The 12318-nt window shown below is 68.3% G+C and carries 15 protein-coding genes; 13 read left to right on the top strand and 2 right to left on the bottom strand.

Annotated features, from left to right (window positions below):
* Positions 1 to 12: 12 nt before the first annotated feature.
* Positions 13 to 1626 (bottom strand): SAM-dependent methyltransferase, encoded by a 1614-nt coding sequence (locus J4709_RS41215; RefSeq protein WP_232384848.1) that lies wholly within the window; start codon positions 1624 to 1626, stop codon positions 13 to 15.
* Positions 1627 to 2205: 579 nt separating this feature from the next.
* Between J4709_RS41215 and J4709_RS41210 the strand changes: the two genes are divergently transcribed.
* The 13 genes from J4709_RS41210 (at position 2206) to J4709_RS41150 (ending at position 11682) form a co-directional block, all read left to right on the top strand.
* Positions 2206 to 2523 carry a hypothetical protein gene (locus J4709_RS41210; protein ID WP_208250184.1) on the top strand — a complete coding sequence of 106 codons (318 nt, stop codon included), beginning with the start codon at positions 2206 to 2208 and terminating at the stop codon, positions 2521 to 2523.
* Positions 2524 to 2603: 80 nt separating this feature from the next.
* The gene (locus J4709_RS41205; RefSeq protein ID WP_208250182.1) at positions 2604 to 3815 is read left to right on the top strand and encodes a helix-turn-helix domain-containing protein; all 1212 of its coding nucleotides are present in this window, start codon (positions 2604 to 2606) and stop codon (positions 3813 to 3815) included.
* Between the two features lie 102 nt (positions 3816 to 3917).
* A complete protein-coding gene (locus J4709_RS41200; RefSeq protein WP_208250180.1) occupies positions 3918 to 4439 on the top strand; it encodes a hypothetical protein in 522 nt (173 codons plus the stop codon).
* Between the two features lie 196 nt (positions 4440 to 4635).
* Positions 4636 to 4953 (top strand): hypothetical protein, encoded by a 318-nt coding sequence (locus tag J4709_RS41195; RefSeq protein WP_208250178.1) that lies wholly within the window; start codon positions 4636 to 4638, stop codon positions 4951 to 4953.
* 217 nt (positions 4954 to 5170) lie between these two features.
* Positions 5171 to 6028: an SAM-dependent methyltransferase gene (locus J4709_RS41190; protein ID WP_208250176.1), complete on the top strand. Its 858-nt coding sequence runs from the start codon at positions 5171 to 5173 to the stop codon at positions 6026 to 6028.
* Between the two features lie 117 nt (positions 6029 to 6145).
* Positions 6146 to 7057 (top strand): hypothetical protein, encoded by a 912-nt coding sequence (locus J4709_RS41185; RefSeq protein WP_208250167.1) that lies wholly within the window; start codon positions 6146 to 6148, stop codon positions 7055 to 7057.
* A 47-nt stretch (positions 7058 to 7104) separates the two neighbouring features.
* Positions 7105 to 7902, top strand: coding sequence for an SAM-dependent methyltransferase (locus J4709_RS41180; protein ID WP_208250164.1), 798 nt, complete (start codon positions 7105 to 7107; stop codon positions 7900 to 7902).
* Positions 7899 to 8378 carry a hypothetical protein gene (locus tag J4709_RS41175; protein WP_208250161.1) on the top strand — a complete coding sequence of 160 codons (480 nt, stop codon included), beginning with the start codon at positions 7899 to 7901 and terminating at the stop codon, positions 8376 to 8378. The genes J4709_RS41180 and J4709_RS41175 overlap by 4 nt, the downstream gene beginning before the upstream one ends.
* Complete coding sequence (locus J4709_RS41170) at positions 8362 to 9258, top strand: hypothetical protein (RefSeq protein WP_208250160.1); 897 nt, start codon at positions 8362 to 8364, stop codon at positions 9256 to 9258. Before J4709_RS41175 ends, J4709_RS41170 begins: the two co-directional genes overlap by 17 nt.
* A gap of 92 nt (positions 9259 to 9350) precedes the next feature.
* The gene (locus J4709_RS41165) at positions 9351 to 10124 is read left to right on the top strand and encodes an endonuclease/exonuclease/phosphatase family protein (RefSeq protein ID WP_208250158.1); all 774 of its coding nucleotides are present in this window, start codon (positions 9351 to 9353) and stop codon (positions 10122 to 10124) included.
* Between the two features lie 249 nt (positions 10125 to 10373).
* On the top strand, positions 10374 to 10736 hold the full coding sequence (locus J4709_RS41160) for a hypothetical protein (RefSeq protein WP_208250156.1): 363 nt from the start codon (positions 10374 to 10376) through the stop codon (positions 10734 to 10736).
* 64 nt (positions 10737 to 10800) lie between these two features.
* Positions 10801 to 11232: a hypothetical protein gene (locus J4709_RS41155; protein ID WP_208250154.1), complete on the top strand. Its 432-nt coding sequence runs from the start codon at positions 10801 to 10803 to the stop codon at positions 11230 to 11232.
* A gap of 168 nt (positions 11233 to 11400) precedes the next feature.
* Positions 11401 to 11682: a DUF8825 domain-containing protein gene (locus J4709_RS41150; protein WP_208250152.1), complete on the top strand. Its 282-nt coding sequence runs from the start codon at positions 11401 to 11403 to the stop codon at positions 11680 to 11682.
* Between the two features lie 19 nt (positions 11683 to 11701).
* On the opposite strand, the gene J4709_RS41145 is transcribed toward J4709_RS41150, so the two are convergent.
* Complete coding sequence (locus J4709_RS41145; RefSeq protein WP_208250150.1) at positions 11702 to 12121, bottom strand: hypothetical protein; 420 nt, start codon at positions 12119 to 12121, stop codon at positions 11702 to 11704.
* Positions 12122 to 12318: the final 197 nt, after the last annotated feature.

Below are 12318 nucleotides of genomic sequence, written 5' to 3'. Positions count from 1 at the left end.
CCGGGCCGGCGGTCACTCCTTGACGGCGATCAAAGCGAAATGGCGCCATGCGCTCGCGTCCTCGCCGAGCGTCGGGCTGGCGCAGAAGCGATACACGTCGACGACTCCGGGGGCGAGGACCCTCAACCCGTCTGGGACCAGGGCCAGGACCTCGTCCGGCGTGCGCCAGGCCAGTTGCTCGGAGGTGGGGGCGTGATCGTAGATGGCATCGAGCTGCAGGCGGGCCAAGGGCGGCATCTCATCGCTGACGCACACCAATGCCAGTAGTGACCCTGGCGCGGCCCCGTCGAACAAGAGCCTGTAGTGGTCGCGGACGCCGGGGCCGGGGCTCACGTTGATGTCGGTCCGGTCGATGATCGCCACGGGCTCGCGCTCATCCATCGGTTTCTGCAGGCCAATCAGGTCGTGGACGAGCGGCTCCTCCAGGAGAGCGCCGGGGTCGCGGATTGTGCCAGCGACGGCCTCCGCGGCATCGACTTCTTCCAGGGCTACTTGGAGGTGCCGGACGAACGCGGCGTCATGGTGGGCGTAAACAGTCCGCGCTGCGGTTGGCCGCGTGAGCTTGGCGGCTTTGTGAACCAACAGCGGGAGCGGCGGCGAGAGTTCAAGGAACCGGCCGATGCCACGTTGGGACGCTGTCCGCACGACATGCTCGACGAATTCGTGCGACTGCTGCTCCATGCGGACGATGTCAGGCATCACCGCCATCGTGACCAACAGGCCAGCTCGGTCAACGAAACGACTGTACGCGTCCGGGCTGTGCGGGTCCTGAATGATGAGGGCGCCGGTCATTCGATTGGTCGACACCTGCTCGGTCCCCCCGGACCGGTCCACGGCCTGGTCCGCGACAGGAAGTGGCGTGGGGGTGAAGTCGAGGAGTCGTAGGTCGTTCGCCAGGATCAACGAGCGAAGCTCCTGCAGACCGGGCGTAGGGGCACGACCACTCTCGGCGCGGAGTGCCGCGAGGTCGTCGTACAGAGCCAGCGCCTGGCTGGGTTGCTGGTCTCGATAGAGCGCAGTCATGAGCAGCCCGCGCAGATGCTCGCGGTCGTCGTACCGCTGGACCAGCCGGGGCAGCATGGCGATGACGGCTGCGTTCTGCCCCAGGTTCAGCTTGATCTCCGCTACCTGCGCGACCGTGCGAAGGTAGTCGTTCACGATGTCCTGCCGTACGGCGACCATGGCCGGCGAGTCGGTGAGGTCTTCCAGGGAGTCCAGGTCGCACATCTCCAGCGCGCGGTTCCCCAGATCAGCGACCGTGTGCGGATCGCTGGTATACCGGGCAGCGCATTCGTGGAGCAGCCGCGCCCACACCCACAGGTCGACCGGCTCCCCCTGCTGGATGACGAACTGGTAGCCCTCCGGATGGTCGCTACGAGTGATCCGCTGGGCGCCGACCTTCTCCCTGAGCTTTGAGATGGCCGTGTGCAGCGTGTGCTTCTTTTCCATTCCGGCGTCCCACACCGTCGCCAGGAGTTGGCGGTAGGGAACCAGACCACCTCCACCCGCCAGGAGCGCGAAGACGAGGTCACGCTGTCGTGACGAGAGCGGGATAGGCGTGCCAGCGCGCGTCACACGGACGCCCTTTAGCAGGCTGACCTCTAGGACTCCCCCTGCGTGCCTCATACATCACACCCTTCTACGAAACGGAGGGGAAACACGTTAGCGCTGCCGCCCCGAACGGGGAGCGACTAGGTACCCAATCCCCTGTCGGGAGTCCTGTTCGGGTCTGTTGCAAGGCTTGTCGTGGCCGCATCCGGCCACACACGCGGCGATCGATCCCTTTCTTACCTGCACTGTTCTCGACACGTTGCCATCGCTGAGCAACCTGGGAGCGGACCGGGAGAGAGCGGGGAGCGAGCCGGGAGAGAGCGGGGAGCGAGTTCGTGTAGGTTCTGCATTCGTGCGAGTCCCAAGCCGCAAGGCGGGCTGAGTGATAACGGACGTAATTCGGGCTCCTCTGCTGCCACCCCGCCGAGTTCCGGCTCCGAGGACTTCCAGTCGAATATCGTGGAGAGGAGACTCCTGGGGGACGAATCAAACTTACTTTCGATGCTTCGGCATTGCGCCGACAGGATCCGCTGGCATGCCGTACCCCCGGATATCGCGGATCCTGTCGGCATAGCGAAAGCCGCCGTTTCTCGATGGATCTTTCAGCATGCCGCCTTGTAGTCTGTAGTTGCGGAAGCAACTATGGAGAGCGTCATGTTCGATCACCCCGCCCGCCGCCTGACGGATCCACCCGACGAGTGCTCGAAGTGCGGACTGCCAATCGAGGGGGCAGACGAGAACCTCCGGCATGTCGGCGAACCTCTCCGGCCCCGCATCCGGCCAGCTCGCGCAGACGTGCCGGCCTTCAACCGTGCAGCTCTCGTGGCGGCACAAGCACTCGACGGGCTCACCTGGGCGCCCGGCCTGGACAACCGTGACCGCGGGCAAGTCATCGCCGAGGCGCTCTACAGCGCCGGTCTCCTGGCGGCCAAGCCGCGCAGCGTCCAGCCGAGGCGCACGCCTGCGGCGTGAGCTGTAGTACAGCGTTAATTCGCCCGTGGCAGTGGGAATCGCCTTACCCTGGCCTCACCAGCGAGATGAGGAGCGTCCCCATGGCTGACCAGGGCACCACGATCGGCGACAACATCAAGGCTTTGCGCAACATGCGCAAGATGAGCCGCCCTCGGCTCGCTGAAGCGATCAGCATCTCGGAGAGCTACCTCAAGAAGATCGAGAACGGAGAAAGGTCGGTCACCTCGACCATTGCTACCAGGATCGCTCAGACCCTCAAGGTCGGAGTGGACCGCATCTATGGTCAGCCCTACTACAACGGGGCCGAAGCCGACGAGGGCGTACAGGCGGTCATCCCCGACCTGCGCCGCGTGCTGTGGACCTACGACTCCCCCGAGGACCTCAGCCGCCCGCCGCGGCCCTTCGATGTCCTGGTCTCGGAGATGGAGACGATCTCCCAGCTGCGTCAGGATGGCAAGTACGTACAGCTCGCCCCGCTACTGCCCTCGCTGATCACCGAACTCACGCACGTCGCGCTGGCGGCGCCCGCCGGCGAAGTGCAGGAGCAGGCGTACTGGTACCTGGCGCGCGGCTATCGAGCGGCCAACTCCCTCGCCCACAAGCTCGGCCACCCCGACTTGTCCATGACAGCGATCGAACGGGTCCGGTGGGCGGCCTCGCGGTCCGGTGACCCCTACATGGACGTCGTCGCCGGCTATCTCCTCCTCGGAGCCCTCATGCGCCAGGGCCTCTGGACGGCGGCAAACAAGCTGATGGTCGAGCTCGAAGTCCAGATCCGCTCGATCGCCGCCGGCCGGTTCAACGACGAGAGCCGGGCCATGCTCGGCTCCATCGTGCTGAAGCGCCTTGCCGCAGACGCCCGTCAGGGCCGGCTTGAGAACGTCCTCAGGGCGACCGAGGAGGCCGAGGAGATCGCGGCTGCGTCGAACGGCAGGGATGTACTCGCCTACGAGACAACGTTCGGGCCGTCCAACATCCGCATCCACGAAGTCCATGCGCTGCTCAACATCGGCGACGCGAAGACCGCGCTCCGTACCGCGGGCGGCTTCATCCCGCCCACGGACCTTCCCGGCGAACGTCGATCCCACCACTACATCGACCTCGCGGCCGCTCAGCTAGCCGTCGGCGACAGAGACGCATCGCTGAACAGCCTCCTCGAAGCACGCCGAATCGCACCGGCCCACACCCGGTTTCACCCCACCGTGCGAGCCACCGCCGCCACGTTGGTGCGCCTCGACCGCGCGCAGCGGGAGGCCGTCACGGGGTTCGCCCGATGGGCCTCAGTTAGCTGATCAAATCTCGTCCGTCAAGGGGCCGACCGACCACAAGCTGTGGCCGTTCGGCCCCTTGTTGTAAGGGACATTGTTTCCACTCGACCCCGAGTGGAGGCTCTGGTGCCCACGCCGACCGCTTCACATGCCGGTCTATGGCTGGCCGACAGCGACGACGATCGCGACCACGCACTGCGCTGGTGGACGAACACCGGCACCGCCGTCATGCCCGCAGGCCGCGCGTGGGATGCAGTAGGTCTCCCCGAGGGGTTGGGCCGTCAGGCGGTCAAAGCGCTGCCCAACGGCCCGGCCATCCACTACCCCGAGCACGAGCACATCGTGATTCTCGTTCCGCCGGGAACCGCCGCGACTTGGGACGCTGACGAGGCTGGCTATGCGTGCCTCGGCGACGGCTTCCACGTCAACGTCCCAGAGCCGTCCCGGACCAGTTCTCCCGGACCGTACTGGCTGAGGTCTCCCGGGCCCTGTGCATCCTTCGCGGATTCCACCGCGCTACTCCGCCTCATCGCTACCGCCCACAAGGCAGCGCGATTCGTCGCGTCACAGACCAGCGCCGCGGCCGCCCATACCCCCGGTAGCGGCGCTGGGCGAGCCGGTGAACTCAAGGCGGGCGACTCGCCGTAGCGCCCGCCTCCTGGCTCGCTCAACAAGGGTGCGCACGCGGCATGTGACGTTCCGCGCCGCGTGCGCACCCACCAGGCCACCTTTCCGATCAACAAAGTCGAGGAACTCCATGGCAGCGCCCGCACCTCTGCTCCCTTCGGGACCCGCTGAGCCCGTAGGCGGCTCCGGATTGCTCTTGAGGGAGTTGGGCCGCCGATTGGAGCAGCGCGGGTGGACGTGCGAGCTCGTCGCCGATGCCGGAGACACGGTGCTACGAGCCCGCCCGCCGGGTGCCGGCGGTGGGGAGTCTGGCGACGACGAGCCCTGCGTTGTCGAGATCGTCATCCGCGATCGGGGCCAGGGCGAGTACTTCGCGTACAAGCGGTCCGCCCACCGACTGATCTGCTCCACCGACGAGTTGGAGAAGGCAGTCCGTGCGCTCGAACTCGTATATGCCGGCAATCCTCCTCCACCACCGGCCGTCCCGCCTGGCCTAGCCGCATTCGCCGCCGCGATGGCCAACGAGTCGCCGTAGTCGGCCTCACTGCGGACGCGGCGTCGCGGAGGCTGCCCCAAGTTCTCTCCGCCGCTGTGTCCGCCGCCTCAGGCTCCAGGAGCGGCAGCTTCACCTGGAGCCGCCGTACGGTCCAGGGCTTCGAGCCCGAGCCCTGGACCGTACGGCCACCTACTCGACCCGCAACGGCGGCGGGGAGACCGCAACCGGGTCCCCGCCGCCGACCACACCTCCCGTAATGGACGCCGATATGAGCGATCAACTCGACCTCACTCAAGCCAGCCCCGCGCGGATCTACAACGACTTCCTCGGCGGCAAGTCGGCGTTCGAGATCGACCGCCAGGCCGCACAGGCGGTTGTCCGTACCGCACCCGATGCCCGGCGGGTGGCGATCGAGAACTTCCTGTTCGCCGGCCGTACGGGCCGGTGGGCCGCTGAACGGCTCCGCGCGCTCGATCCACACCACCCCGCGCAACTCCTCGACATCGGCTGCGGGATCGTCGACGACCTGCCGCCGGACATGCCGCGGGTGGAGGACCAGGTCCACGCCGTCGATGCGGACGCGGTCGTGGTGGGCGTCGACAACGACCCCGTGGTCCTCGCGCATGCCCGCGGCCTCCGCCAGCCCGGCTACGGCGGCGTCCTCCCTGGAGACGCCACCGACCTGGACGCCATCTTCAACAGCCCCGCACTGCGCGACGTCGTCGATGTGGAGCGCCCCATGGCGGTGATCCTCGCTGCCGTGCTCCACTTCGTCGCCGAACCGGACCGCGTGATCAACGATCTGCGGAACTGGCTGGCGCCCGGCAGCATCTTGGCGATCTCGCACGCCACCACCACCAAGACCGCAGCAGCCAGGGTCAACAGCATGACCAGGGCGTACGAGAACGCCACCGATCGCATCTTCTTCCGGCCAGAGGAGGAGATCCGGTCCCTGGTTGACGGCTGGAGCCTGATCGAACCGCCCGGCCTGGTCGACGTTGCTGATTGGGGCCGCCCCGCAGGCCACGACGGTCACCGCGGCGAAAAGGTCCGGGTCGTCGGCCTGGTCGCTGAACTGCCGAGCAGCACCCCGGCGCTCTTCGCCTCCTCGTGATCACCCAGCTTGGCCAGCCCAGCGGGACCAGACCACCCCATGAACTGACGATCAAGGAACCGACTCGCGATGACCTCCCCCCGACCGGAACCCGCCACGTCGCCTGCCCCATCCACGGTGAGTGATCACCAGGCCGGGGTAAGCGCCGCCCCTGCACCATCGGCCGACACTCCGGACGACGAGTTCGGCGCGGCCGTGCGCCGGGCCTTCCTCCACAACCTGGTGATCAGGCGCTTGGCTTCTGTCTACGTCCTGCCGCCGCTGACGCTGATGCTAGGGGCCGCGATACGCCTCGCCGTCGGACCGGGGTTGGCGGCGGGCGCGGCGGCCGTCATAGCAGCGCTCATGGCCACGCCCGTCATCATCAACGCCCTCACGCTACGGCCCCAACGGCATCCGAAACTCCGGGCGCTGCCTGCGGACGCTGCCGAGGAGCACCTGCGGCGCGCGGCGGCACGGATGTCGCCGGAGACGGTGCGCGCGATCATCGCCGCGCGCGCTCAGGCGTCCGTCCGGCTCCGTGTGGATCACCTACCGGTGTACTGCACGGAGCCGGACGACCCGCCCAAGCTGCGAATCGGCGGCGCCGTCCTCCTGCAAGGGCCGCTGATCATCATCGGGGACGCGATGACCACTTCCCAGACAGACTGGGTGCTCGCCCACGAGGTTCAGCACACCACCCGCTTCCAGCGCCGCATCCACCTGCTTTGGAGCCTGGCGATGACGGTGGGATGGATCCTGCTCGGGCTGCTCCTCGCGCCTCCCATCCTGCCCGCCGCCGGCCTGCTCCTCGCAGTGGTCCTGATCGCCGTGGCCTGGGGCCGCGAGATCGGCGCCGACATCGCCGCAGCCCGCCAGGCCTGCGAGGGGGCCGCTGACTGGTGCGCCCTCGCCCTGGGAATGGCCCGCCGCGCGCCGTGGTACCAACGAACCCTGCTGGCCTCCCCGATCCACCCGCCGCTGAGGCTGCGCGCGCTCTACACGCGCCGGATCACCGGCCGCGCACGGCTCTCGACGAAGGCCAGGTAACCGTGCAGACCCAGACGAAGCCCGGCTCGGCAGCGGACGAGCCCCTGTTGATCGACACCTCCGTCCCGAACTGGGCACGGGTCTGGGGGTATCTGCTCGGCGGCAAGGACACCTACGACGAGGACCGCAAAGCCGGAGACCAGCTCATGGTCACCTACCCGGGGATCGCGAAGGCCGTCCGACACGCTCGGCACTTCCAGAGCCGCGCCGTCCATCGCCTCGCCGGTGAGGCCGGCGTCCGGCAGTTCCTCGACATCGGGCCCGGACTTCCCAGGCTCCCCTTCGGTGAGGAAACCCACGACATCGCCCAGCAGCACGTCCCCGAATGCCGGGTCGCCTACGTCGACAACGATCCCCTCGTCCTCGTATGCAGCCGTGCCCTGCGCACCAGTCGGCCAGAGGGGCACGTCGCTCACATCGACGCCGATGCCCGCGACGTCGAAACGATCTGGGCAGAAGCCATCCACGCCGGTTTCGACCCGGAACAGCCGGTCGCGGTGCTGTTCATCAACATCCTGGAGTGCCTCGACCGCAACGATGCACACACGATGCTTGAGCACCTCCGGACCCGGCTCCCGGCCGGCAGCTATTTAGCCATCGCCCATCTCGCAAAGTCGCCGTACGGCTCCTTCGTGCAGAGCATGGTGAATCAGGCACACGACGCAGGGCTACTCCAACTCCGGCCCCGTAGCGTCCAGCAGATCACCGCGTTCTTCGACGGCTGGGAGGTGCTGGAGCCGGGCATCGTGCAGGCCCCGCGGTGGCGTCCCGAGGCCGCCGTGTTCGGGCCGGTCGATGTTCCGATGTACGCCGGCCTCGGCCGCAAGCCGAGGAGCAGCACGTGACCTCGCCCTCCCATGCCCGGCCCGAGCCAACGGTGCCCACCTGCTCGTCCGGCCTGGACGATGCGGCAGAGGCAGCGCGTCAGCTGATGGCTCGGCTGGAGACTCGGGGCCTGCGCGCGTCGGGCCCGTGGGAGCAGACGGAGTCGCAGCTCGCGGTTTCTGCGCAGTGCGTGGACGTTGAGCCCTACATCGGGCGGACCGTGTGGCTGCTGACGCCGCCTGGCGTCGAGCCCGCCGAGTTGTTCTGGCACTGGGAGCGTCCGCGCCGCAACAAGCTCGGCTATCCAGTCGGCCGCTGGTTCCAACCGTTCTGCCCCGCCGCCGCCACCGAGCGCGCCGCTGCCGCCATCCACCGGGTCGTCCTTGCCGATATCGCCCGCCGGGCCCGCGCCCTGACGGCTGTTGAAGGGACGAACACGCTCGCCCCTGCCGTTCACCTGACGCCGAAGGACGACCACAATGCGCAGATTCGATGAACCTCGGGATCGGGATCGGTTCGACCTGGACCTGTTCCGCACCGGCAACGCCGACCTGCAGATCGAGGGGCTTTACCGTCTCCGCCGCTCGGCACACGAAGCCATCACCGTGTTCGGGAAGGCGGTGTACGGAGCGAACCTCGATGCGACCGGAGGCTTGACCGCCCCTCCGGCCATCCACGACCTCCCGGCGGAGCAGCAGCCCAAGGCGCTGGCCGAGGACGAGGCGGCACGGGTCGCCGGCGCGTACCTGTACGCGCTGGACGAGGAGGCTACTGCGGCCGCCGTTCAGCTCGGCTCGGAGCTGCCGGGCTTCGAGCCGGGCTCCTTCGAGCGGTTGGCCTCGCGCCGGCTCCTGTTGGAGGCGTTCGACCCGCCTGCGCCGAGCGGATTGCTGAGGTGGGCCAGCGGGGTGAGCTACACCTGCGTCGGCACGCCCGTCATCGGCTGCCACTGGGGCCCGTCACCAGGCGGAACCTGGGTTGCGTGGTGGGCCGACAACCGTGCTGCCACCCGCGCCGATGTCCACTCCGGTGTGGTCAACGAGCGTCAGGCCAAGGAACATCTCCGCGTCGTTGGGCCTCTGATGTTCACTGAGCTCGGCGTACTCCTGCGTTCCACTGCCGTGCCGCTGCCCGAACCGCCGGCTGGGCCGCTGCCCTCCCAGGTGGAGATCGCCCAGTACATCGCCCTGACCGCGACCCTGGCCGCGTCGTGGGCTTTGCTGATCGTCCCCGAAGCGGCTCGGGTGGTCACGCGCGCCCCTACCGCGAACCAAGCCGCGCAAGACCGCCGCCGCGGCATAACCCCGTGCCCGGCGACGCTGGCGAGCGCACCGATCGACCTCGACCCGATTCGACGCCTTCCGCGCAACAACTGAACCCCGGAACCGACCATGCGACCCACCGCCGGCCGCCTCGGGGAGAATCGCGGCCGCCTCGACAAGGAAGCGCGTACGTGAACCTGCGAACAGTGAGCTACAACCTGCGTGACGGAGGCCTCGACGGCGGCACCGGCTCCGCCGAAGGATGGCGGGACGACACCCGACTGAAGGCTCAGATGGCGCTGCTCCGGTCCTTGCGGCCTGACCTGCTTGCGCTCCAGGAAGCGAAGTGGGGACTCCACGGGTCCTCCCGTCTCAAGCAGGTCGCCAAGTGGCTGGACATGACCTGGACCTCCCTCGCTCCCTCGAACTTCTACGGCTGTGACATCGCCGTTCTGGTTCGCGAGAGCAACGACCTCGCCGTCACCAATGAAAGGCACCTGACCGGCCCGCCGTTCGTCCACGCCCACGCCGACATCGAACTCCGCGTGACCGGCCATGTCGGCCGACTCCACTTCATGGCCGGGCACGCCGCCCCGTCCAGCCCGACCATGCGGCTTGCCGAGAGTGAAATGGTCGGCGTGTATCGGCATCTCGATGTCATCTACGTCGCCGACTTCAACGCCGCCGCGATCGGCGAAGACCCTGACGTGACCGGTGTCGATCCGCTGCAGGTCGCTCGGAAGCTCGACACCCGGCCGGCCGAGGAACTCGCCGCCGCCGGGTTCTGCGACGTCGGCGCGCACGTGGGCGACCGAGCTCCCACCGTGGGTCATACCGGTCAGGGCCAGCTCGCCTACCGCTGCGACCGGATCTACACGACCCTCCCTCGGGACCGGATCGTCGGGTACCACGTCGTCCAGGAGGAGCGGCCTCTGTCCGATCACAGGCCGGTGTGCGCCGATATCGCGGTCGGGCGCTAGGCCCGCGGTGACCTCGGGGGCCTGGCGGCGCGAACCCTTCACCTGTCCCCTGTGGAGGCCTGCGGCGGACGCGCAGGGGCGTCTGCGGTCATCTCCCTAGCCGTTCCCCTCGCATGACAGTGTGCCCGTCGCCTCTCTGGGCGGCGGGCGAACGTGCGTGCGCTTAGTGCCGGCCTTGCTTTGGAGCCCTCACAAAAAGAATCCAAATCAGACTTGACATGATTATTGGATTGCCATATTGTGATGGGCATGTCCACCCCTCCCCCTGACATCCAGGTCGCGACGGGCGTTCGTGAGGTTGAGCTGTTCCGGGCAGCGGAGCTGAAGGCCATTGCCGCACTGCACGCCTTCGAGAAGGCCGAGAACGCCGTGGCCAGCGAGCGCAGGCGCCTGGCCAGCTACCCCGTCAGTCGCGGCGGATGGTCCCGGTTGAGCAGCGCCGAGGCCAAGGCACGCATGGCGGAACGACACCTGGACAACGCCGAGGCGGTCGCCGCGCGTCTGGAGGTCGCCGCGATGGAAGTCGCCAGCGACCTCACCGTGCGAGCCCGCCTCAGCTGGGGCGCTCGCATGGCGCACCGTGCCCTGGAGGCCGGGCGGAGGTGGGACTAACCCCTGACCGGATGGCGAGCGGCCCGGCACGCCGGGCCGCTCCCGTAGCCCCGACTGGAGCCCCATGAACCCCTCACCCGGCATCCCCCTTGACGAGCACGCGGCGACCGGGCAGACCACGGGCCTTGTTCAGGTCCCCGCCGACACCGCCCGCGAGGCCGGCTTCCTCATCCCGGTGGCGCTCACCGCGAGGGCACATGCCGACTGCGTCGCTTGGACCGACGCCGACGCGGCTCGAACCGGCGCCATCCAGGACGAGGACGGCCGCATGATCGACGTGCTGGCCATGGCCGCCAATGCCATCCGCAGCGCCCGCAGGAACGGCCGCCCGAGTGGCCCCGGCTGGTTCCCCTTCCGGGTCTGCCGGGTGGCCAGGGATGCCCGTCCCGGTCCGGACGGCGACATTGAACCTGAGGAGGTGCCCCTGATTCTCACCCTCGCCCCGGCGGGTTTCGGCATCCTCAACGGGACTATTAGCTTCCCTGACGAGACCTGACCCTGGCCCCCGGTGAGGCGCCCCGGCAAGAGACCGGCGGCGCCTCACCACCCCATAGGCGGAGAAGGGAGCCTGTCGGTAGGTGCACGTCAGCAGCGGCTGAGGGCTAGCGAACACCGCGAACCCGCTGGTCTGCAGCTCATCCACTGGGTGGCATGATCGTGGATCGTGGCAGAGAACGACGCACTCGTACCTCCTGAAGACCTCGTCGAAGTCCAGCGTGCCTGGTATGCGGCGGACGCTGAATGCGCCCGGATCGGGGAGGCGCTTCCCAGCGGATCGGAGGTCGTGGCCGGCGTCGAAGCCGCGCCCGAGCAGGTGGCGGAGCTGAAGGCCGCGCGTGCGCGTCGCCTCCAGCTCACCGAGGACCTCCTCCGCCATGAGTGGTGGGGGAAGGTCACGGATCCGATCAAGGCGAAGAAGACGCTCCGGGAGGCCGCGCGGCAGTAGCCCCGGCCAGCGGCCGCAGCTAGCTCGCTGGGCGATCAGGCTTCCTCGCGGTCGGCGGTCGAGCGGGGGCGGCTTTGCTGAACGGCGCGCCGCCACCCTCGCGCCGCTCGCGACCTACCGGAATCCACCGCTGAATGATGTCTTCGGGGGCGCCCGCCTCCCTCAGCAGATCGGCTGCGATGAGATTCTGCTCGGGGTAGGAGTCCGGCGCGGCCCCGATAAGGATTCCAGCGACCTCCGCCAGCAGGTCCGCCCGCAACGTCGCAGGCGGTTCGTGGACGGCACTCGGCTGGCGACGCTCGCGGACCGTTGCGATGCGCTCCAGTTCCGCTACTGCGGCTTTCCATGCCTTCTCTTCTGGGCGCTTCCAGCCTGCGAGGCGGGTCGCGGCGGCGAACAGGTTAGCCGTCAGCAGGCGATCAGGATCCTGGCGATGCACGCCGCCAGAATATAGAACAAATGTTCGATGTCCACATGGGAGCCTCGTAGTCGCGCGCGAGCGTGAAACCTGTGACGCCCAGCGATAGTTGGCGGCTCCCAGAGTTGGTTGGCGGGCCTTCTCTAAGTCTGCTCGGCGGGCGATCACCGACATCAGCGCCAGCACGGCGGAGGCCGGCAGTCCGCTGGTTGGGGCCG

This window comes from Actinomadura violacea, from assembly GCF_017573465.1.
Lineage (GTDB): Bacteria > Actinomycetota > Actinomycetes > Streptosporangiales > Streptosporangiaceae > Spirillospora > Spirillospora violacea.
The sequence above is the reverse complement of the archived record's forward strand: the minus strand, read 5'-3'. Positions and strand labels throughout refer to the sequence as shown.